A 19,724-nucleotide genomic window follows, 5' to 3' on the forward strand; every position below is an offset into this window, starting at 1 on the left:
TTTTCGCCAGGTCTTGCCGTTGTCATGCTCGTTTGACAAAAGGGATGCGCCTCCGGCGGGAGGCCGCATATCAACGAGGAAATTGCCAAATGAATGTGGCCCAGAACATTGTCGCCGGCCTTGACCGGATACTCACCATGGAGCTGGTGCGCGTCACCGAACGGGCCGCCGTCGCGGCCGCCAGGCTGCGCGGTCGGGGCGACGAAAAGGCCGCCGACCAGGTCGCCGTCGACGCCATGCGCGAGGAGCTCAACCGGCTTGCCATCAAGGGCACGGTGGTGATCGGCGAGGGCGAGCGGGACCAGGCGCCGATGCTCTATATCGGCGAGGAAGTCGGCACGGGCAAAGGCCCGGCGGTCGATATCGCACTCGATCCGCTCGAAGGCACGACGATCTGCGCCAAGAACCTGCCCAATGCGCTTGCCGTCATCGCAATCGCCGAGAAGGGCAGCCTGCTGTTCGCGCCCGACGTCTACATGGAAAAGATCGCCATCGGCCCGGGCTATGCCTACGGCGTCATCGACATCGATGCCTCGCCGGCCGAGAACATCGCCAGCCTCGCCCGCGCCAAGGGTGTCGCGGTATCGGACATCACCGCCTGTATCCTCGACCGGCCACGCCACAGCAAGCTGATCGACGCCGTGCGCGGCACTGGCGCCGCGATCCGGCTCATCGGCGACGGCGATGTCGCCGGTGTCATCCACACCACGGACCCTGAGGAAACCGGCATCGACATCTATCTCGGCACTGGCGGTGCACCGGAAGGCGTGCTGGCCGCGGCGGCGCTGCGCTGCACCGGCGGCCAGATGCAGGGCCGGCTGATCCTCGACACGCCGGAAAAGGTCGCGCGCGCCGCGAAGATGGGTATTTCCAATCCGAAACGGGTCTATCAGGCGGAAGACATGGCGCGCGGCGACGTGCTGTTCGCGGCCACCGGTGTCACCGACGGCAACATGCTGGCCGGCGTCAAGTTCGGCCGCAACACCATCAACACCCACACGATCGTGCTGCGCTCGTCGTCGCGAACGGTGCGCGAGATCAAGGCGCGCCATCAGGATCTGGACAAGTTCTAGTCTCTGTTGTTGGCTCGGGTGCTTGCGGACCGGCATCGCAGTTGTTAGCCCTGTGGCTGCATCGGATGATGCCGGCCGCAAGGAATTGACGATGAACCCGTTCGACTGGCACGCGGATCCGATTTCGCGCGCCACCGCCATTACGAAATCCTATCGCAATACCCAGAACGTGCGCCGCTTCTTCATCCGCGAATGCGGCGATGCGTTCAGGTTCGATCGGCCTTTCATGGCTTGGCTCAAGGACAGTGCGGAGAAGACGATGGGCGATGCGGCCGACGAATGGCTTCGGCGCCAGGCTGAAAAGCGGAAGGCGTCGTTTTCTTGAAATCTCCCGCGACGGCGCATCACCGCGAACCGCTTGGCTTTGCCTGCCTTTGGCCTAGAGCTTTGTTTTGGCGCAATTCCGGACGGAAAACCGTTTCACACTTTTCCTGGAATTGCTCTAAAGCGCGGCGCGCTCACGCGACGCGCTTTACGTTGTTGTTTGTGCATGTGGTTGTCCCAAAACCGCTGCACACTTTTTGGGCGACATGCATTATCCTGCGGCCAATTATGAGTTGGCAAACCGCATGACAGGCGAGAAACGCCTCTTCCTCGATATAAGGCAGTCGGCTACCGGGGTTTCCTGGGAGCACCGGCTGACTGAACGGCAGGACATGATTGCGCTCGCCATCGCGCAGGGCCACGGTGTGCCCGACATCGTCGCGCGGGTGCTTGCCGGTCGCGGCGTCTCCGCCGAGCAGACCGAGCGGTTTCTCGACCCGACGATCCGTGACCTTCTGCCGGATCCGGCATCGCTGACCGACATGGACAAGGCTGCGGCCCGCATCGCCGCTGCCGTGATGGCCAGGGAAAAGGTGGCGATCTTCGGCGACTATGACGTCGACGGCGCCGCCTCGTCGGCCTTGCTGAAGCGGTTCCTGGCGCATTTCTCGGTGCCGTCGGAAATCTACATTCCGGACCGTATTTTCGAGGGCTACGGTCCCAATCCGGAAGCCATGCGCGAACTCGTTTCGCGCGGCGCGACACTGATCGTCACTGTCGATTGCGGCACCAACAGCGCCGTTTCCATCGATGCCGCCAATGCTGTCGGCGCCGATGTCGTCGTGCTCGATCACCACCAGGTCGGCGGTGCTTTGCCGGCGGCAATCGCTGTCGTCAATCCGAACCGCGACGACGATCTTTCCGGGCAGGGTCATCTCTGCGCCGCCGGCGTGGTCTTTCTCGCCCTGGTGCAGACGGCCAGGATCCTGCGCGGGCGCATGGCCGATGCCACGCCGCCGGACCTGCTTTCGCTGCTCGATCTCGTCGCGCTCGCCACCGTCTGCGACGTGGTGCCGCTTGCCGGCGTCAACCGCGCCTTCGTCGTCAAGGGGCTGCAGATGGCGCGCCAGCAGAAGAACGAAGGGCTGGCAGCGCTGGCGCGAGTGTCGCGCATCGGCGAGCCGATCAGCACCTTCCATCTCGCCTATCTGATCGGCCCGCGCATCAATGCCGGCGGGCGCATCGGCGATGCCGCACTCGGCAGCCGCCTGCTTGCAACCGACGATCCGGTCGAGGCGCGCACCATTGCCGAAACGCTCGACCGCCTCAACCAGGAGCGGCAGTTGATGGAGCAGGAGATGCTGGCGGCGGCGCGCGCCGAGGCGGATGCCGAGCTTGCCGGCGGCAATGGCCCGGCGATCGTCGTCACCGCCAGCAACAACTGGCATCCGGGCATTGTCGGCCTGCTCGCGTCACGGCTGAAGGATCACGCGCGCCGGCCGGCCTTCGCCATCGCCTTCAACGCCAATGGCATCGGCACCGGTTCGGGCCGCTCGGTGTCGGGCTTCGACCTTGGCCGGCTGGTGCGCGAAGCGGCCGATGCCGGGCTGATCGTCAAGGGCGGCGGCCACGGCATGGCGGCCGGCATCACGGTGGAGCGGGCGAAGCTAGGCGAGCTCAGGGCGTTTTTCGAAGAGCGGGCGGCGGCCGATGTGTTCCGCCTGCAAGGCGAGGAAAGCCTGGCGATCGATGGTGCGCTTGCCGCCGAAGGCGCGACGCTTGGCTTGCTCGACGCGCTGGAGAAGGCCGGACCCTTCGGCGCCGGGCATGCAGCACCGGTCTTCGTGCTGCCGCGTCATCGGCTGGCCGATGCACGGCCGGTTGGCACCAACCACATCCGCATCGACCTGCAGTCGGAAAGCGGCGGCCGCATCCAGGCGATCGCGTTTCGCGCGGTCGATACCGCACTTGGCGAATTCCTGTTCAAGAACCGGGGCAAGACAATCCATGTCGCCGGCTCGCTTTCAGGCAATCACTGGAACGGCAACCGCACGGTTCAGTTTCGCATCACCGATGCGGCGCGTGCTTAGTCGCGCCAACTCAGCTTGCTGGCGCGTAACGCAGCAGTGTCACGCTCTGGGCAAGGCTTTCCGTGCCGAGCGGCCTCAATGTCAACAATGGGCCGGACTGGAAGTACGGCTTGCAGCGCCCAGCAAACGAGCATAACCAATTGCATCTTGCAATCGGGTTATGGCGAAGCGAACGAAATTGGAAGTGCGCAGCAGCATGCCCTGCACGGCGAACGGCAGATAGGCCTAGGCCAGAACGGACTGCAGCCGGGTCAGTTCGCCGATCTGCGCCATCGTCGCCTGATAGCCGATATTGATCGCCTCGTCGGCGCGGTGGAATTCGGTCAGGCCGATATGGCTGAGCTTCGGCTGCAGCGACATGTCGGGCGGATCGCCGGCAAGCCGGGCGCGGGAAATGCGGTCCTGGATGATGTTGAAGGCCTCGACCATGACGCCGGTGATGCCGAGCCGCGTCTGATGCGACTGGTGCTGGGGGTCGATGTGGCCGGGCCGCGGTGCGTCCTTTTCGACGACCAGTTCGCCGGCGCTGTGCTTGATGACGGCAGCGCGGCCGAACAGATCATAGTGAAGGTTGACCGCCACCACGAGGGGCTGCTCATAGGCGCGGCAGACCGAGACGGGAACCGGGTTGACCAGCGCACCGTCGACCAGCACGCGGCCATTGCAATTCACCGGCTCGAACACGCCGGGCAGCGCATAGGAGGCGCGCATGGCGGTGATCAATGAGCCGCTCGACAGCCAGATTTCGTGACCGGTGCGGATTTCGGAAGTGACTGCGACGAACGGCTTGACCAGGTCCTCGAAACGAATGCCGGCCATATGCTCGCGCAGCCGGGCGTCGAGCTTCATGCCACCGAACAGGCCGCTGCCGCGCAGGTTAAGATCGAGCAGGCCGAAGATGCGCCGCTTGGTCAGGCTGCGGGCGAATTCTTCCAGTTCGTCCAGTTTGCCGGCAAGGTAGCAGCCGCCGACCAGCGCCCCGATCGAGGTGCCGGCGATCATCGAGACTTCGATGCCGGCTTCGTCAAGTGCGCGCAGCACGCCGATATGTGCCCAGCCTCTGGCGCAACCGCCACCCAAGGCGAGCGAAATGCCGGTTTTCCCTGGCGGTGTTGTTTCGGATGCGCCGCCTGACGAGGACAGGCCATTGGCCTCCCTGACATCTGGTCTGTTACGCAATGACGCCCACTCGAGCATCATGATCTCCCTTGTCCCACGGCTAATATACAGGCGGGCCGTATCGAAATGATGAATTTATGTCGCTGATGTCAGGCAGAAGGTTCAAGCTGATGGTTTCCGATAGATGTTTTCCGCATCGAACAGCGGCTTGCTGCCGTCGTCGGCAAGCGTCCCCTTGCCGTCAACCAGGCCCACCGTCCGATAAAAGCATGAACGTCGGCCCGTGTGACAGGTTGCGTCGTGGCCCAACACTTTGACGCGCAGCCACAATGCATCCTGATCGCAATCGGCGCGCATCTCGACGACATGCTGAAAATTACCCGAGGTTTCGCCCTTTTTCCACAACGCGTTGCGGGAGCGCGACCAGTAGTGGGCGATGCCTGTCTCCAGCGTCAACGCCAACGCTTGCGCATTCATGTGCGCAACCATCAGCAGCATGCCGTCTTTGGCATCGGTGACGACGACCGTGACGAGGCCGGCTGCGTCGAAGCGCGGTGAAAACACCGCGCCTTCCTCGAGCGCCTTCTTGTCTGACGAAGCTTTGGGAAATTCCAGTGCCGACATCGCCGGTCTATTTTCCTCTTTGACCATGATCTTGTCCGAAAACCGGTCTCCACTTTTCGGGATCATGGTCTGGCGATATGGGCGAGGGCTTACACCCCGCCGCCGCGCACCATGGTGACGAAACGAACCTGTTCTTCGGGCGTGTCCTTGAAGACGCCGGTGAAGGTCGAAGTGAGGGTGGTTGAACCCTGCTTGCGGATACCGCGCATGGCCATGCACATGTGCTCGGCCTCGATCATGACGGCAACGCCGCGGGGATTGAGCACATCCTGGATGACGCCGGCGATCTGTGCAGTCAGGGCCTCCTGGGTTTGCAGCCGGTGGGCAAAGATATCGACCACGCGCGCGATCTTGGACAGGCCGACGACCTTGCCGTCCGGCAGGTAGCCGACATGCGCCTTGCCGATGATCGGCACCATGTGGTGTTCGCAATGCGAGTGGAACTGGATGTCCTTGACGATGACCAGGTCGTCATAGCCGGCCACCTCCTCGAAGGTGCGGCCAAGCTCCTCCGCCGGGCACATGTCGTAGCCGCCGAACATTTCGCGAAACGCCTTGGCCACCCGCTTCGGCGTGTCGACCAGCCCTTCGCGGTCCGGATTGTCGCCAGTCCAGCGCAAAAGCGTGCGCACGGCGGCCTCGACTTCGGCTTCGCTCGGCCGGTCGGTGACCGGCTTCTCCATATAGGCTGACTGGGGCATGAGTTTCTTGATGACGGCATCCATAAAAGGCGTCTCCCGTAGTTCCTCTCGGCGGAGGAACGAGTTGAACGGACCACGACCTTTCGGTGTCGGAAACTCGCCCCGTTTCCAGCCCCGCAAGTGGCGTGAACTTCCCGGCTAGGACACTGGCTTTCGTTGTCTTGTCGATACCGGACTGCCAGCATTATATATGGTCATGACGAGCGAAAGGAAGACACGACAGCGGCAATCGCTGTTCGCTTGGCGGCGACGGATTGGAAAATAATGATCAACGACGTCTACAATGCGAAAATTCTCGGTTTTGCCGGAAACATCGCCCGCATCGGCCGCCTCGAGCATCCTGACGCGACCGCGAAAGCGCATTCCAAGCTGTGCGGCTCGACCGTCACCGTCGATCTCAAGATGGAGGACGGCGTGGTCACCGACTTCGCTCATGACGTGAAGGCGTGTGCGCTCGGCCAGGCGTCATCCTCGATCATGGCACAGCATGTCGTCGGCGCGAGTGCCGAAGAGTTGCGAGCCGTGCGCGACATTATGCTGAAGATGCTGAAGGAAAATGGCACCCCGCCCGACGGCCGCTTCGCGGACCTGAAATATCTGGAGCCGGTGCGCGACTACAAGGCGCGGCATGCGTCGACCATGCTCACCTTCGACGCGGTCGTCGATGCCATCGGCCAGATCGAGAAAAAGCGCGCCGAACAAGCGGCCTGATGGCAAGCTGGCGAGAGTGCCGCCTAGGAAGCTCCGCCTTAAGCCCGCGCTTCCAGCGTCCGTCTGCTTTCGGCAAATTCGCTTCTCAGCCAGTCGGCGAAGGCCGCGGCCGGCTCAGAGAGGTCGCGCAAGCTCCTGGCCACCAGCCAATAGGCGCCGGATGCGACGTCGATGTCGAACGGCTTGATCAGCGCGCCGGATGCGATTTCCCCACCGATCTGCAAGAGATCGCCCAGCGCCACGCCATGTCCGAGCACGGCGGCCTGTCTTGAAAGCGACGTATCAGCCAGGATAGGGCCGCGCGCGGGCACGGCATCGGCGGGTACGCCAGCCGCTTCGAACCAGCGTGCCCAACCCTGACGGTTTTCCTCGTGCAACAGCGTGTAGCGGCCAAGGTCGATCGGCTTCTCGAGGGCAGGGCCCGAGGCGAGCAGCGCCGGCGACAGCACCGGTGAATCGGCTGTCGAGGCAAGCCGCTCAGCTTCGCTGCGTGGCCACGAGGTGGCATGCGCGCTGAAGCGCAAAGCCAGTTCGGGCTGATCGCTGCGGAACTCGATCGGCCTTGGATCGACTTCGAGAGAGACGTCGATATCGGGCCGCAATTCGCGAAACCGATTGAGTCGGGGTACCAACCACATGGACGCAAGTGATGGCTCGACACTGACACGAACCACGGACTGCGCCGGTGTTGCCACCAATTCCCCGAGCAAGGTGTCGATGGCGTCGAAACTCTTGACCAGCTGATCCAGAAGCCGGCGGCCGGTATCGGTCAGTTCGACGCGGCGATGGTGACGTTCGAACAGGGGCCGGTGCAGGAAGATCTCGAGCTCGCGGATCTGCCGGCTGATCGCCGCCTGCGAGACGAAAAGCTCTTCGGCGGCCCTGCTGAAGCTCAGATGCCGGCCCGCCGCCTCGAAGCTCCTCAATGCCGTCAGCGGCAGGCGTCCGCGCTTCATTCGCATAACCCAGGATTATCCGAAGTGGAAATTATACTCGTTTGAAGGCGAAGGCCAGCGGCGGTCTAATCGCGCCAAAGGAGACATGACCATGATCCAGTTCCTGAGCATCTTCGGCGATGTCATGCGGATCGTAACGTTTCAATGGCGTGACGACAGGGGGCATGCAAGGCGCCGCGAAGGGCCGGTCAGTCCTGGCCGCTGGGCGCCTTCGGTTGACAGGCAGCCGTCTCGCCGCTCCCGCCCGTGACGACAGGGAGGGTAAGTGTGGGGATTGCGTTCTCAGGGAGAAGCTCACATCTATCGCTTTGGAACGCGATACGGAGAAAACGGTGGGCCACCAGCATAGGCACGCGCATAGTGCCGGACCGCCAAAGCGCGGCCGCAACTGGCCAGGCCCGTGGCGCAAGACGCCGGGCCGGGTCCTTGGTACTTCGTTGGTCAGACTCTATCAGCTGACGCTGTCGGGCTTTGTCGGCAATTCCTGCCGGCACCTGCCGACCTGTTCCGAATATGCGCATGAGGCGATCGCCCGTCATGGCCTGTGGGCCGGCGGCTGGATGGGATTTTTCCGGGTGCTGCGCTGCGGGCCGTTCGGCACGCATGGCATTGACCGCGTGCCGGAGGTGTTGGCGGATCGTTATGCCTGGTTCGCGCCGTGGCGGTACTGGCGGATCGGCGGCAAGCGCGGCCAGGCGCAAGGCTGATCGAGCCTAACAAGCCTGTGCGGCCTTGCCGTTTACGATCTGGTAGGGTTAACGCCAGCCTGCACAAAGACTGCGCATTTGAGACAAAATCGAGACAAGAGACTTCGCTAAGCCGCTCGCGAACACCCCCTCTGGAGCGAGCATCAAATGCGTAACGTCGACCGTCTTCCCTTCATCTTTGCTGGGATCCTGTTCCTGCTCGCCTGGCTGCTGGGATTTCCGCTGCGCGCACAATCGGCGCCGCTTGGGGTTGTGCAGTGCACGCTCATCGTCAATGCCGGGAGCGGCAAGACGCTTTGCCAGGACGGCCAGAGGTTAAGCCCGGCTTCGACGTTCAAGGTGCCACTGTCGCTGATCGGCGCGCGCGGATGATATGACCACCGAAGTTGGTCGTCGTTCCCTTCGATGACCCGGAAAGGCGGGCGGCGATATCGCCGCTCTCGAGGTCTTCGATCTCATCGAATCCGAGGTCGCGCAGAGATTTCGCCAGTTCGCCGGGAACGAAGAAGCTGATCCATGGCTCCCCGAGAGCTGCGACGCGCGCCGCATAAAAAGCCAGGGCGGCTTGCCCCGCCGCATCGCGATGCTCAGACGGTTCGCTATAGTCGAATACGACTTCCGACCCGGGGGTGCCTGCGATGTAGGACAGCGTGCTGTGGATCGCGTCTGTCGTCAGGTAGGGCACGACCCCCAGCCACATGAAAAAGCTTGGCTCGGTCGATTTCAACCCGGCCGAGGCCAGTTCATCGGCCAGACGCTGCCGTTCGAAATTGACCGGCACAAAGGTGGTGGCCGGCGGTTCGGCAAGACCGGCATCGGCGATACATCTGCGTTTCCAGGCTTGGGTTGCCGGGTGATCGACCTCGAACACTGCGAGTTCAGGGTACGGATTGCGCAGTGAAAACGTGTCGAGGCCGGCGCCAAGCACGACGAGCTGGCGGACGCCAAGGCGCACCGCTGCTGCCAGCCAATCCTCGGCAAAGCGGGCGCGCGCCGCCACGAACAGACGCATACGCCGGCCGCGGGCATCTTCTTGCGCAAGTTGCTGATCGGCGGGACCACCTTCGCCGAGAATCGCAATCGCGTATGGGTCACGAAACAGCGCCGCCTGCGGCGAGATCTGATGGAGCGCTCTCAAGCGCGCGACTCGCAGGGCGGTTTGGCTGGGGGATGCGTCTTCCATGTCGATAATTCCACCCGATGCCGGCGATGCTCGCAAGACTCGACGACCGGCCTGCGACATCTCTGGCGACATTTCCTGACAGCCAGGCCAATCAGCGCTCTTTACCTGACGCGGCGCTGCCTCTAAAACCCGCCCGCTGCCGGACGCATCCGGCTTTACCCACGACCACCCGCGCTCGTTTGCGGGACTGGATAGGAGAACCCCGTGCTGAATTCCATTTCCCTGACATTTCCCGATGGCTCCATCCGCGACTACGACGCGGCGATGACCGGTGCCGGCCTTGCCGAATCGATCTCGAAATCTCTGGCCAAGAAAGCGGTCGCCTACAGCATCGACGGCGTCGTGCGCGATCTTTCCGACCCGCTGGGCAAGTCCGGCAAGGTCGAGATCGTCACCCGCGATGACCCGCGCGCGCTGGAGCTCATCCGCCACGATACGGCACACGTGCTGGCAGAGGCCGTGCAGGAGCTGTGGCCGGGGACGCAGGTGACCATCGGGCCGGTGATCGAGAACGGCTTCTACTATGACTTCGCCCGCAACGAGCCGTTCACACCCGACGATTTCCCGGTGATCGAGAAGAAGATGCGCGAGATCATCGCGCGCAACAAGCCGTTCACCAAGGAAGTCTGGTCGCGTGACAGAGCGAAAAAGGTGTTTGCCGACAAGGGCGAGCGCTACAAGCTGGAACTGATCGACGCCATCCCCGCGGATCAGGACCTCAAGATCTACGCGCAGGGCGAGTGGTTCGACCTCTGCCGTGGCCCGCACATGGCCTCGACCGGGCAGATCGGCAACGCCTTCAAGCTGATGAAGGTGGCTGGTGCCTATTGGCGCGGCGACAGCAACAATCCGATGCTGACGCGCATCTACGGCACCGCCTGGGCAGACCAGGCGCAGCTCGAAGCCTATCAGACGATGCTGGAAGAAGCCGAGAAGCGCGACCACAGGAAACTCGGCCGCGAGATGGACCTGTTCCATTTCCAGGAGGAGGGACCGGGCGTCGTCTTCTGGCACGCCAAAGGCTGGAAGATGTTCCAAAACCTGGTCAACTATATGCGCCGCCGCCTCGACGAGCAGGGCTACCAGGAGGTCAACGCGCCGCAGGTGCTCGACAAGAGCCTATGGGAGACCTCAGGCCACTGGGGCTGGTATCGCGACGCCATGTTCAAGGTAACGGTCGCCGGCGACGATACCGATGATGATCGTGTCTTCGCGCTGAAGCCGATGAACTGTCCGGGCCATGTGCAGATTTTCAAGCATGGGTTGAAGTCTTATCGCGATCTGCCCGTAAAACTTGCAGAATTTGGCAACGTGCATCGCTACGAACCATCGGGCGCGCTGCATGGCCTGATGCGGGTGCGCGGCTTCACGCAGGACGATGCGCATATCTTCTGCACCGAGGAGCAGCTGGCGTCGGAGTGCCTGCGCATCAACGATCTGATCCTGTCGACCTATGCCGATTTCGGCTTCGACGAGATCAGCGTCAAGCTGTCGACGCGGCCAGACAAGCGGGTCGGCACCGACGAGGCCTGGGATCACGCCGAGGCGATCATGGGCAGCGTGCTGGAGACGATCAGGACGCGGTCCGGCAATCGGATCAAGACCTCGATCAATCCGGGCGAGGGCGCCTTCTACGGGCCGAAATTCGAATATGTGCTGAAGGATGCCATCGGCCGCGAATGGCAGTGCGGCACGACGCAGGTCGACTTCAACCTGCCGGAGCGTTTTGGCGCCTTCTACATCGGCTCGGATTCCGAGAAGAAGCAGCCTGTCATGGTGCATCGCGCCATCTGCGGTTCGATGGAGCGTTTTCTTGGCATCCTGATCGAGAACTATTCCGGCCATTTCCCGCTGTGGTTCGCACCGCTGCAGGTGGTGGTGGCGACGATCACGTCGGACGCCGACGGCTATGCGACCGAGGTGGTGGCAAAACTGAAGGCCGCCGGGCTGTTGGCGGAAGCCGATCTGCGCAACGAGAAGATCAACTACAAGGTCCGCGAACACTCACTCGCCAAAGTTCCGGTCATTCTCGTCTGCGGCAAGCGCGAGGCGGAGGAGCAGACGGTCAACATGCGCCGGCTCGGCTCGCGCGACCAGGAATCGCTTGGCCTTGCCGAGGCGATCGCGCAATTGACCGAAGAGGCGATCACGCCTGATCGCCGGCGCAAGCGCGCTGCCTGATCGGCATGGTCCCGACGAAAGGGCGGTGGAGCGATCCACCGCCCTTTTCATATCCCTGTCACGCCGACCTTGTAACGAGCCCTTATGCTCAAGCTGAAATTGCGCGAACGACCCTTTCCCGAGCTGTCCTATGCCAATCCGCGCCAGCCGGCGCTGACGCGCTGGTTCATTCATTCGGTCGAAGGCCTGTCGGGCCGCGACCGCTACACCGCACTCTATGATTTCTGGCGCCGCCAGGTCGTGCCGACCGGCGAGCGGGTGTTCAGCGGCATGCTCGACCTGATCGTGCGGACCGCGGATCAGTGGCCGCCAGTGCGATTGCCGGATACCCCGCTGGTCATCGTCGCCAACCATCCGTTCGGCATCGGTGACGGCATTGCCGTGCTGTCGCTGGCCGAGCAACTGGGGCGACCGTTCCGGGTGATGATCCACAAGGACCTGCTCAAGATCCGCGAGATGGAACCTTACTCGCTGCCAATCGACTTTTCCGAGACCAAGGACGCCCTGAAGAACAACATGGCCGTGCGCCACGAGGCGGTGCGGCTGCTGAAAGAGGGCGTCGCCATCGTGGTGTTTCCGGCCGGCGGCGTCGCCACCGCGCCGAAAGGTTTTGGCCGGGCGCGCGACCTGCCGTGGAAGATGTTTCCGGCCCGTCTCGTCCAGGACGCCAGGGCGTCGGTCATTCCGATGTATTTTCACGGGCAGAACGGCCGGCTGTTCCACCTGGTCAGTGGCCCGATGAACATGGCCGAGAGCGATGGCCGCCTGGCGAAATTCGTCGGCAAGGCCTCGCTGACGCTGCGCACGTCACTGCTCACCCGCGAATTCGCGCGGCTGTCTGGCAAGGCGATCGACGTGCGCGTCGGCGATGTGCTGAGCTGGAGCGAGTTGGAGCCGCTGCGCGACCGCAAGGCCTTGCTTGATCGTCTCTATCGCGGTGTTTTCGACATGGCGCCAATTGTGGCGCGTCGCCGGCTTCCGTTTCTCCCCGCTCGGAGCAAGCTGGCGGCCTGAAATCAGCCAATCTGCGGTGGAAGGTTAGTCGGCGCCTTCCTCGGGGTCCATCGCCGCGGCCTCGGTGGCCAGAACCTCGATTTCCTGGTTCTGCCCGGCCACGACCGTAAAATCCTTTTGGTAGATGCGGTCGCGGTTCTTGGCGATAATGGTGTAGTCGCCCTCGGCGAGCACCATCGAGGCGAAGGCGCCAACGCTTTCCTTTATCGGATCGCCGGATTCGTTAAGCAGCGACCAGGACGTGTCGGCGATCGCCTCGCCGCCGGTCTCGCGCACCAGCTTCATCGTGATCTCGGCGGCGTGATGCTCGACGGTGGCTTCGGTCAGCTTGCCGGCCTCGACGCGGATGTCGGAGCGGATGACCGCGTTGACCGCGCCATAGGTCGAGACGACGTGGTAGGTGCCGGCGTTGAGCCGCACGACACTGTTGGGCTCGACATCGGGTATGATCAGCGCGCGCTCGCCATTCGGCTCGGCGGTGCCTTCGTAGATCGAGAAGCGCAGATTCTTCGGCGGAATGCGCACGCCGCCAGACAGGACGGCGTCGAGCTTGAGGCCGCCGGCGTCGAGCACAAGGCTTTCGCGCTTGGCGTCCTTGCCGACAACGGTGATGCGCTTGGTGGCGCCGGCCCGGCCATAGGAGGCATGAACCAGGTAACTGCCCGGTTCGAGCTGGAAGACGGCGGTGCCGCCATGCGCGGTGGCGACCATCGGCAATTTGCCGTTGACGGCCTCGGGCTTGAAGACGCGCCAGACGATGCCACGGGTGATCTCGGCGCCCTTGTCGGTCAACTGGGCGGACAAGGTGATGGCACCGCCGCTCCCGAGCGCCAGCGACCTCTCGCTTTTCGGCGTCGCGTAGCTCGAAATTCCGGGAAGCTTGAGATTGCCAACACCGTCCGCGTTCTGCGCCAAGGCGAGCGAAAACGGCGCCATGAACAGCAAGGCGACCAACCAGACCAGGAAAAGACGCAGTGTCCCCTCAAACATGCCTTGCGTTGAAGCCCATGGCAGTGGCAATTTCAAGGCTTAAGAGTCCGAGTGATACGACTCTTCCGTCCGGCGCGCGCCGCGCCATTGCCCGAGCCGCCCGAATTCCCGATGGTGCGCTTCAGCTCAAAACAGAGTGTGTTAGGAGACTTTGCGCCCATGGCGTCGCCGATCATCGACTTCCTGCTGACCCGAAACTCCGCACCGATCCCCGATTTGAAGGAGCCGGCGCCGAGCGATGCGGAGATCGCGACGATGATCGCCGCCGCCTCGCGGGTGCCAGACCATGGCCGGCTCGAACCCTGGCGCTTCATCCTCTACCGTGGCGACGCCCGCGTCGAGATCGGCAGACAGCTGGCGGCGCTTGCCGAGCAGCGGGAGGGGCCGTTGCCGGAAGGCCGCCGCAACCAGGAACTGGCGCGGTTCTCGCGTGCGCCGCTGGTGATCGGCGTGGTGTCGATCGCCAGGGAGAATCCAAAGATCCCGCAATGGGAGATGTTCCTGTCGGGCGGCATGGCGGCAATGAACCTGATGATATCGGCCAATGCTTTGGGTTATGGTACCAACATGATCAGCAACTGGTATTCGGACGTGCCGGAGGGCAGGGCGCTGCTCGGGCTGGCACCGCAGGAGCGCGTCATTGGCTTCATTCATATCGGCTCCTATGCGGGGCCGGCGCCGGAGCGGCCCCGGCCCGATCCGGAAAAGCTCTATGCCGATTATTCGGGGCCGTGGAACGGCTGAATGTTCTACGAGCCGTCAAAGGGTCATGGGCTGCCGCACGACCCGTCGAAAGCGATCGTGGCGCCGCGCCCGATCGGCTGGATATCGACAATGAACCGAGCAGGCGAGATCAACCTCTCGCCATACTCCTTCTTCAACGCCGTTTCGACGCGGCCGTTCATCGTCTGGTTTTCCTCTGAAGGCGAGAAGGACAGCGCTGCCTTCGCCCAGGAAACCGGTGAGTTCGTTGCCAACCTCGTCAGCCGCGATCTCGCCGAGAAGATGAACCGCACGTCCGTCAACGCGCCGCGCGGCGTCAATGAGTTCACCCATGCCGATCTTGCCATGGCACCCTCGCGTCTCGTGAAACCGCCGCGCGTGGCGGCAGCGCCTGCGGCGCTCGAATGCCGGGTGACAGAGGTCTTCCGGCCAAAGGCACTGGATGGATCGCCGACGAGCGCGGTCGTCGTCGCCGGCGAAGTGGTCGGCGTGTACATCGACGATGCCTTCCTGAAGGATGGCCTGTTCGATATCACCAAGGCCGGCAACGTCGCTCGCCTCGGCTATATGGACTATGCCAGCGTCAGCGAGGTTTTTTCGATGCGCCGGCCGCACTGGGGTAAAGACTAAGCCGAAATCCCGGCTGCCTTGGCACGGGCCAGAAGCCGCTCGGCCAACCGCAAATGCGGGCGGTCGTACATCTTGCCGTCGATGCCGACCACGCCGGGATTCCCCGCCGCCGCGAACGCCGCGACGATTGCCGCCGATTGTTTGACGGCCTCGGCCGAAGGCGTGAAAGCGGCGTTGATGACGGGCACCTGGTCGGGATGGATCGCCATCTTGCCTGTGAAGCCATCCCGCTCGGCCTCGGCGCATTCCGCTTCGAAGGCCGCCATGTCGCGAAAATTCGGGAATACGGTGTCGATCGCCGCGACCTCAGCCTCGCCCGCGGCAAGGAGGGTCATGGTTCGGGCGAAGCGGAACACATCAGTGTAGCGGCCGCGCTCGTCGCGGGCATTGCGCGCGCCGATCGCCGCCGACAGATCCTCGGCGCCCCAGGTGAGACCGGCAAGCCGTGCACTCGTCCCGGCATAGGTCGCCGCCGCCAGCACCCCCGCCGGTGTTTCGGTGATGATCGGCAGGATCTTGATCGCGCCGTCAGCGAAGCCGCTTTCGGCCTCGCGAACCCTGAGCTTTGCCGAGAGATGCTGCACGTCCTGGCCGCTGTTCGACTTGGGCAGCATGATGCCGTCGGGCTTGGCTGAAACAAGCGCCGCCAGATCGTCATCCGTCATGCCGGACGACAGATCGTTGACGCGCACGTAGATCGCCGAGCCGGTTTGCGCCCGGCGTTCAAGGATGAAGCGCGCCGCGATCTCGCGCGCCCGCGTCTTGTTCTGCGGCGCCACGGAATCTTCAAGGTCGACGATGATCACGTCGGCACCGGCACCAAAACTCTTTTCCAGCTTCCTTTCGGAATCGCCGGGGACGAACAGCAGAGAACGCATTCGTCAGCTGGCCTTCTTCAGCATCATTGCTTGCCTGGTGCATTTGGCGACGAGATCGCCGTTCTGGTTGTAGGCGCGATGTTCGAATTCGACGATGCCGCGATCCGGTTTCGACCTGGACTCGCGCACCGAAAGCACCGTCGTTTCCACCCGAATGGTGTCGCCATGGAAGACCGGATGCGGAAACACGGTCTCCTTCATGCCGAGATTGGCGACCGTGGTGCCGACGGTGATGTCGTTGACCGAAATGCCGATCATCAGACCTAGCGTGAAAAGCGAGTTGACCAGCGGCTTGCCCCATTCGCTCTTCGCCGCGAAGTCGAAGTCGATGTGCAGCGGCTGCGGATTCAGCGTCATGACCGAAAACAGCATGTTGTCGCTCTCGGTGACGGTCTTGCGCAGTGTGTGCTGGAAGACATGACCGACGACGAACTCCTGGAGATAAAGTCCGGCCATATCCTGCTCCTCTGCTGCGTATGGGGTTGATAGGCGCTGCATCCAGGGCTCGCAAGCCAGTTAATGAACATGGTGAACCGTTCGTAAACCATTTCTGCCTACCGTCTGCACGGGGCCAGGAGCATTCTGGCAAGGGGCGTAAGCAGGCGGTATGGTTGTTTCGCATTTTTTGAGATGGATTTGCACGGCCAGGGTCTCGGAGCGGGCCGCCGCGGCCAATGCTCTGGCTCGAGCGTACGTCAATTCCGACCTGCCTTTCGAGGACCGCTGCGCGGCCGAGGCGGCGCTGACACTCCTGCTTGATGACGCTTCCTCGAAGGTGCGGCTGGCGATGGCCGAGGCGCTGTCCATGAGCCTCCATGCGCCCTTGCAGATCATCAGCGCACTGGCCTCCGACCAGCCGGAAGTCGCCGGCGTGGTGCTGGCGCGCTCGCCGCTGCTGACCGACGCTGATCTGATCAACCGCGTGGCCAGCAGTCCGAAGGTGACGCAAAAGCTGATCGCCGACCGGCCGCTGGTTTCTATGGCCTTGTCGGCGGCCATCGCCGAGATCGGCGAGGCGGAAGCCTGCGCCGTGCTGCTCGCCAACAGCGGCGCCGACATCGCGTCGCTCAGCTTCCGCCGCATGGCCGAACGCCACGGCCATCTGCCCCTGGTGCGCGAGGCGCTGATATCGGACGCCCGCCTGCCTGCCGACTGCCGGCATATGCTGCTCGTCAAGCTTGGCGAGATGCTGAAAACGTCGCCGCTGGTTATGGCGTTGATGGGTGCGGCACGAGCCGACCGCGTCATGCGCGACGCCTGCGTCAAGGCTTCGGTGACGCTGATCGAAGGCACGCGCCAGGTAGAACATCCGGCGCTGATCGAGCATCTCAGGCTGCGCGGCGATCTCACCGCCAGCTTCCTCATCCGCACCATTACGCACGGCAAGGTCGATTTCTTCGGCTCGGCGCTGGTCGCGCTCAGCCAGCAGTCCGAACAAAGGGTGAGGACGCTGCTTGCCGGCGGGCACGATGTGGCTCTGGAGGCGCTGTTCCGCAGCGCCGGTCTCGCCGCCGTGACGCATGCCATCATCCTGCGTGCGCTCAAAATCTGGCGCGAGGTAGCCAATGGCAAGCGCGTCGCTGGTGTGCAGGAGGTCAGCTGGCTGATGCTCAAGGAATTGGGCGGACAGTCTGCCGAAGGCGATCTCGCCGCGCTGGTCAAGTCGATCCATCTCGATGCGCTGCGTGAAAATGCACGGGGCCATGCGCTGGCGATCGCCGCGGCCTGAAGTGCATGGATATTCAGCTGATGCCGGCGTGCAAATGGCTGAATACGCTTAGCCACTCTAGCTCCGATCCTTCGCAAAAAAGTCCGGAAAATCCTCCATCGCGGCGGCAATGATGCGCAGCGATGCCGCGATCTGCAGCATCTCGCCAGTGCCGTTGCGCTGCGCGATGCTCGCCGCATAGTCACGGGCGACAGTGATGGTCGACGTCTGCGGATCGCCGGGGGCGCGAAAGAGCAGTTCGCGAGCCAGCCCCCTCAGGAAGTTGGCGATCGACAGCGCGGTCTCGGATGGAATGGCATGGCCCTGGCTTGCGCCGCGCAGCCGCAGGATCTCCAGGCCGACCGTGACGGCGACGACGCCGCCGCCGAGAACCGCATCGCCTTTCCTGCCGGCATTCTGCACCAGCGGCATCAGCTGGTTGATGCGGTCATAGGCGAGGCTCTCGAAGGCCGAACGCCTCGGCACGCGCTCATGCAGGCAAAGCCGCGCCAGGTCCTCGCGCATGGCGCGCACGATGCGGTTGGCCGCGAGCCACGGATCGGCGGGCAGCACGAGGATGAAGACACCTATCGCCAGCAGGATGCCGACCAGGACCGACGCCGAACCGGCGAAGAATGGGCCAGGATCATAGGTCATCCCCTGATGCGGACTGAGGAAGGCAAGGAAGTTGATGGCGAAGGCCGTCGCCACGCCGACATAGCGTGGATTGGCCATGGCCAGCGCCGTAGGCACCAGGATAGGCACGACAAACAGCATGAACCAGCCGAAGCCGGGCAAAGCGGGCAATGCGATCTGGCCGACAAGAAAGGCAAAGGGTAGAGCGAGCAGCGTTCCCTTGAAGAAGCCCCAGGACACTTGCACGGGGTCGGGGCGGGCGGCAAACAGGCTCGACACCACGGCAACGAGAATGACCGTACCGGCCGCCTCTGACCATTTCGTCGTCAGCCAGAAGGCCGCGACCAGCAACGTGGCCAAGGCAGCGCGCACCGCATTGCGCGATGCGCCGGGGTAATCGCGATGCACCACCAGCGCGGGTTGCCTGCTGCCCCGCGCCGGGCGCGTGACAGGCGCGCGCAAGGCGTCGAGGCCGCGCAGCACCTGCTTGAGTGCCTCGGCGAAATCGGCGGCGATGGTGAGGCGGGTGATGGTACCGACCCTGTCGTCGCCCTGATCTGTCGATGCATCGGGCATTTGCCGTGCCTTGACCGCGATCGCGTCGAGCCGGGCCACCCAGAGTGAGGTGTCGTCCAGCGCGCCGGGTTTGGCCGCCAGCTCGCTGACAAGGGCCTGCAGCTCCGAGCGCACCGGAATGAGCGCCGCGTTTTTCGGGGCAGCGTGGGAATGCAGCGCACGTGCCGCCGACAGGGCGGAGAGAAGTTGTCCAATGGTGCGCCGGACCGGATGCGCGCGCGGCGCGAAGCTCGGTGCTTCGAGCCGGGCATAGGCGCGCATCTCGCCAAGCGTCTGGGTGTCGGCGACCAGCTTTCGGTGCTGGCCCGACAGTGTTGCCGGATCACCACCGGAGAATGCACCACCGGCATAGGTGGCAAGATCGAGGATGCAGTGTTTCAGCCGCGAGATGATGGCGTCGCTGGCGAGTTTTGGCAGGATCAGCCGGCTGGTCAGGCCGGCGCAGACAATGCCGAGCACGATCTCGGCACAGCGTGCGACCGCGACATCGACGACGAGGTGCGGCTGTCCGAAGGCAGGCAGGCCGATGATCATCGCGGTGTAGCCGGCAAGGGCTGCACCATAGGCTTCGGGATTGCGCAGCAGCGATGAGACGAAGGTGCAGATGCCGATCCAGACGGCAAGCACCGTCACCACCACCCAGGGGCCGGTGCCGACCACCGTCGTGATGCCGATCGCAGCTATGCCGCCAGCGAGCGTGCCGAGCAGCCGGTAGAAGCCTTTCGCCAGCACCATGCCGGCGACCGGCTGGGCGACGATGAACACCGTCATCATGGCCCATTGCGGGTGGTCGAGCTTGAGGGCGTAGGCGGCCAGAAGCGCGATCAAGCCGGCCGAAACGGTGCGCAGGGCGAAAATCCAGTCCGAGCGCGTCGGTTGCGTTAGTCCGGTCAAACTGGTCTCGAAATAGCCCTTCAGCCGCTCCCAGCTCACATGCCCGTCTCCGCAAGTTGAGCCTGT

At 63.6% G+C, this 19,724-nt stretch carries 20 protein-coding genes and 1 pseudogene; 11 read left to right on the forward strand and 10 right to left on the reverse strand.

Annotated elements, in window-relative coordinates; translation table 11 throughout:
* Nucleotides 1-89: 89 nt before the first annotated feature.
* From glpX to recJ, 3 genes are all read left to right on the forward strand, one after another.
* Entirely contained in the window at nucleotides 90-1,073 is a 984-nt protein-coding gene (gene glpX / locus AC1D10_RS33305; protein ID WP_477279224.1) for a class II fructose-bisphosphatase, read from the forward strand.
* Between the two features lie 91 nt (nucleotides 1,074-1,164).
* Nucleotides 1,165-1,398, forward strand: coding sequence for a DUF6434 domain-containing protein (locus AC1D10_RS33310; RefSeq protein WP_477279226.1), 234 nt, complete (start codon nucleotides 1,165-1,167; stop codon nucleotides 1,396-1,398).
* A gap of 244 nt (nucleotides 1,399-1,642) precedes the next feature.
* Nucleotides 1,643-3,427, forward strand: coding sequence for a single-stranded-DNA-specific exonuclease RecJ (gene recJ / locus AC1D10_RS33315; protein ID WP_477279228.1), 1,785 nt, complete (start codon nucleotides 1,643-1,645; stop codon nucleotides 3,425-3,427).
* 225 nt (nucleotides 3,428-3,652) lie between these two features.
* Here recJ and AC1D10_RS33320 read toward each other — a convergent pair whose 3' ends face one another.
* The 3 genes from AC1D10_RS33320 to folE all read right to left on the reverse strand — a co-directional run bounded on the left by AC1D10_RS33320 (nucleotide 3,653) and on the right by folE (nucleotide 5,895).
* Nucleotides 3,653-4,624: a patatin family protein gene (locus AC1D10_RS33320; protein WP_477279230.1), complete on the reverse strand. Its 972-nt coding sequence runs from the start codon at nucleotides 4,622-4,624 to the stop codon at nucleotides 3,653-3,655.
* A gap of 84 nt (nucleotides 4,625-4,708) precedes the next feature.
* The gene (gene hisI, locus AC1D10_RS33325; RefSeq protein WP_477279301.1) at nucleotides 4,709-5,170 is read right to left on the reverse strand and encodes a phosphoribosyl-AMP cyclohydrolase; all 462 of its coding nucleotides are present in this window, start codon (nucleotides 5,168-5,170) and stop codon (nucleotides 4,709-4,711) included.
* An 89-nt stretch (nucleotides 5,171-5,259) separates the two neighbouring features.
* Entirely contained in the window at nucleotides 5,260-5,895 is a 636-nt protein-coding gene (folE, locus tag AC1D10_RS33330; protein WP_477279232.1) for a GTP cyclohydrolase I FolE, read from the reverse strand.
* A gap of 240 nt (nucleotides 5,896-6,135) precedes the next feature.
* Here folE and AC1D10_RS33335 point away from each other — a divergent pair, with 240 nt between their 5' ends.
* Nucleotides 6,136-6,582 (forward strand): iron-sulfur cluster assembly scaffold protein, encoded by a 447-nt coding sequence (locus AC1D10_RS33335; protein WP_477279234.1) that lies wholly within the window; start codon nucleotides 6,136-6,138, stop codon nucleotides 6,580-6,582.
* 38 nt (nucleotides 6,583-6,620) lie between these two features.
* Here the strand turns inward: AC1D10_RS33335 and AC1D10_RS33340 are convergent, their stop codons facing one another.
* Together AC1D10_RS33340 and AC1D10_RS33345 are read right to left on the reverse strand one after the other, a co-directional pair.
* Entirely contained in the window at nucleotides 6,621-7,538 is a 918-nt protein-coding gene (locus tag AC1D10_RS33340) for a LysR substrate-binding domain-containing protein (protein ID WP_477279236.1), read from the reverse strand.
* Between the two features lie 31 nt (nucleotides 7,539-7,569).
* The gene (locus AC1D10_RS33345; RefSeq protein WP_477279238.1) at nucleotides 7,570-7,704 is read right to left on the reverse strand and encodes a hypothetical protein; all 135 of its coding nucleotides are present in this window, start codon (nucleotides 7,702-7,704) and stop codon (nucleotides 7,570-7,572) included.
* 166 nt (nucleotides 7,705-7,870) lie between these two features.
* Between AC1D10_RS33345 and yidD the strand changes: the two genes are divergently transcribed.
* Complete coding sequence (gene yidD, locus AC1D10_RS33350; protein WP_477279240.1) at nucleotides 7,871-8,245, forward strand: membrane protein insertion efficiency factor YidD; 375 nt, start codon at nucleotides 7,871-7,873, stop codon at nucleotides 8,243-8,245.
* 147 nt (nucleotides 8,246-8,392) lie between these two features.
* Nucleotides 8,393-8,605: pseudogene (locus AC1D10_RS33355) on the forward strand (class D beta-lactamase); the annotation flags it as partial.
* On the opposite strand, the gene AC1D10_RS33360 reads toward AC1D10_RS33355, so the two are convergent.
* Nucleotides 8,580-9,428 carry an SAM-dependent methyltransferase gene (locus AC1D10_RS33360; protein ID WP_477279242.1) on the reverse strand — a complete coding sequence of 283 codons (849 nt, stop codon included), beginning with the start codon at nucleotides 9,426-9,428 and terminating at the stop codon, nucleotides 8,580-8,582. The pseudogene AC1D10_RS33355 and the gene AC1D10_RS33360 sit on opposite strands and share 26 nt — an antisense overlap.
* Nucleotides 9,429-9,632: 204 nt before the next feature.
* Between AC1D10_RS33360 and thrS the strand changes: the two genes are divergently transcribed.
* Nucleotides 9,633-11,609, forward strand: a complete 1,977-nt coding sequence (thrS, locus tag AC1D10_RS33365; RefSeq protein ID WP_477279244.1) for a threonine--tRNA ligase — start codon at nucleotides 9,633-9,635, stop codon at nucleotides 11,607-11,609.
* Nucleotides 11,610-11,693: 84 nt separating this feature from the next.
* Nucleotides 11,694-12,623, forward strand: coding sequence for a lysophospholipid acyltransferase family protein (locus tag AC1D10_RS33370; RefSeq protein WP_477279246.1), 930 nt, complete (start codon nucleotides 11,694-11,696; stop codon nucleotides 12,621-12,623).
* A 24-nt stretch (nucleotides 12,624-12,647) separates the two neighbouring features.
* Here the strand turns inward: AC1D10_RS33370 and AC1D10_RS33375 are convergent, their stop codons facing one another.
* Nucleotides 12,648-13,613 (reverse strand): hypothetical protein, encoded by a 966-nt coding sequence (locus AC1D10_RS33375; protein WP_477279303.1) that lies wholly within the window; start codon nucleotides 13,611-13,613, stop codon nucleotides 12,648-12,650.
* 159 nt (nucleotides 13,614-13,772) lie between these two features.
* On the opposite strand from AC1D10_RS33375, the gene AC1D10_RS33380 reads away from it, so the two are divergent.
* Together AC1D10_RS33380 and AC1D10_RS33385 are read left to right on the forward strand one after the other, a co-directional pair.
* On the forward strand, nucleotides 13,773-14,357 hold the full coding sequence (locus AC1D10_RS33380; RefSeq protein WP_477279248.1) for a nitroreductase family protein: 585 nt from the start codon (nucleotides 13,773-13,775) through the stop codon (nucleotides 14,355-14,357).
* Nucleotides 14,358-14,966, forward strand: coding sequence for a flavin reductase family protein (locus AC1D10_RS33385; protein ID WP_477279250.1), 609 nt, complete (start codon nucleotides 14,358-14,360; stop codon nucleotides 14,964-14,966).
* On the opposite strand, the gene AC1D10_RS33390 is transcribed toward AC1D10_RS33385, so the two are convergent.
* Both AC1D10_RS33390 and AC1D10_RS33395 read right to left on the reverse strand, forming a co-directional pair.
* Nucleotides 14,963-15,844, reverse strand: coding sequence for an HpcH/HpaI aldolase/citrate lyase family protein (locus tag AC1D10_RS33390; RefSeq protein WP_477279252.1), 882 nt, complete (start codon nucleotides 15,842-15,844; stop codon nucleotides 14,963-14,965). The two genes, AC1D10_RS33385 and AC1D10_RS33390, sit on opposite strands and share 4 nt — an antisense overlap.
* Nucleotides 15,845-15,847: 3 nt before the next feature.
* On the reverse strand, nucleotides 15,848-16,300 hold the full coding sequence (locus AC1D10_RS33395; RefSeq protein WP_477279254.1) for a MaoC family dehydratase: 453 nt from the start codon (nucleotides 16,298-16,300) through the stop codon (nucleotides 15,848-15,850).
* Between the two features lie 151 nt (nucleotides 16,301-16,451).
* On the opposite strand from AC1D10_RS33395, the gene AC1D10_RS33400 reads away from it, so the two are divergent.
* Nucleotides 16,452-17,573 carry a DUF2336 domain-containing protein gene (locus AC1D10_RS33400; RefSeq protein WP_477279256.1) on the forward strand — a complete coding sequence of 374 codons (1,122 nt, stop codon included), beginning with the start codon at nucleotides 16,452-16,454 and terminating at the stop codon, nucleotides 17,571-17,573.
* A 57-nt stretch (nucleotides 17,574-17,630) separates the two neighbouring features.
* Here AC1D10_RS33400 and AC1D10_RS33405 read toward each other — a convergent pair whose 3' ends face one another.
* Nucleotides 17,631-19,697 (reverse strand): FUSC family protein, encoded by a 2,067-nt coding sequence (locus AC1D10_RS33405; RefSeq protein WP_477279258.1) that lies wholly within the window; start codon nucleotides 19,695-19,697, stop codon nucleotides 17,631-17,633.
* Between the last annotated feature and the right edge of the window lie 27 nt (nucleotides 19,698-19,724).

It is taken from the genome of Mesorhizobium sp. P2_A8 (assembly GCF_056404935.1).

Excerpts from the sequence above, each read along its gene's own strand:
- glpX (WP_477279224.1), top strand. The coding sequence starts at position 90 with ATGAATGTGGCCCAGAACATTGTCGCCGGCCTTGACCGGATACTCACC.
- AC1D10_RS33390 (WP_477279252.1), bottom strand. The coding sequence starts at position 15,844 with ATGCGTTCTCTGCTGTTCGTCCCCGGCGATTCCGAAAGGAAGCTGGAA.
- hisI (WP_477279301.1), bottom strand. The coding sequence starts at position 5,170 with ATGTCGGCACTGGAATTTCCCAAAGCTTCGTCAGACAAGAAGGCGCTC.
- AC1D10_RS33360 (WP_477279242.1), bottom strand. The coding sequence starts at position 9,428 with ATGGAAGACGCATCCCCCAGCCAAACCGCCCTGCGAGTCGCGCGCTTG.
- AC1D10_RS33340 (WP_477279236.1), bottom strand. The coding sequence starts at position 7,538 with ATGAAGCGCGGACGCCTGCCGCTGACGGCATTGAGGAGCTTCGAGGCG.
- AC1D10_RS33385 (WP_477279250.1), top strand. The coding sequence starts at position 14,358 with ATGTTCTACGAGCCGTCAAAGGGTCATGGGCTGCCGCACGACCCGTCG.
- AC1D10_RS33375 (WP_477279303.1), bottom strand. The coding sequence starts at position 13,613 with ATGTTTGAGGGGACACTGCGTCTTTTCCTGGTCTGGTTGGTCGCCTTG.
- AC1D10_RS33370 (WP_477279246.1), top strand. The coding sequence starts at position 11,694 with ATGCTCAAGCTGAAATTGCGCGAACGACCCTTTCCCGAGCTGTCCTAT.
- AC1D10_RS33320 (WP_477279230.1), bottom strand. The coding sequence starts at position 4,624 with ATGCTCGAGTGGGCGTCATTGCGTAACAGACCAGATGTCAGGGAGGCC.
- AC1D10_RS33310 (WP_477279226.1), top strand. The coding sequence starts at position 1,165 with ATGAACCCGTTCGACTGGCACGCGGATCCGATTTCGCGCGCCACCGCC.
- AC1D10_RS33335 (WP_477279234.1), top strand. The coding sequence starts at position 6,136 with ATGATCAACGACGTCTACAATGCGAAAATTCTCGGTTTTGCCGGAAAC.
- recJ (WP_477279228.1), top strand. The coding sequence starts at position 1,643 with ATGACAGGCGAGAAACGCCTCTTCCTCGATATAAGGCAGTCGGCTACC.
- folE (WP_477279232.1), bottom strand. The coding sequence starts at position 5,895 with ATGGATGCCGTCATCAAGAAACTCATGCCCCAGTCAGCCTATATGGAG.
- AC1D10_RS33380 (WP_477279248.1), top strand. The coding sequence starts at position 13,773 with ATGGCGTCGCCGATCATCGACTTCCTGCTGACCCGAAACTCCGCACCG.
- AC1D10_RS33345 (WP_477279238.1), bottom strand. The coding sequence starts at position 7,704 with ATGCCCCCTGTCGTCACGCCATTGAAACGTTACGATCCGCATGACATC.
- AC1D10_RS33400 (WP_477279256.1), top strand. The coding sequence starts at position 16,452 with ATGGTTGTTTCGCATTTTTTGAGATGGATTTGCACGGCCAGGGTCTCG.
- AC1D10_RS33395 (WP_477279254.1), bottom strand. The coding sequence starts at position 16,300 with ATGGCCGGACTTTATCTCCAGGAGTTCGTCGTCGGTCATGTCTTCCAG.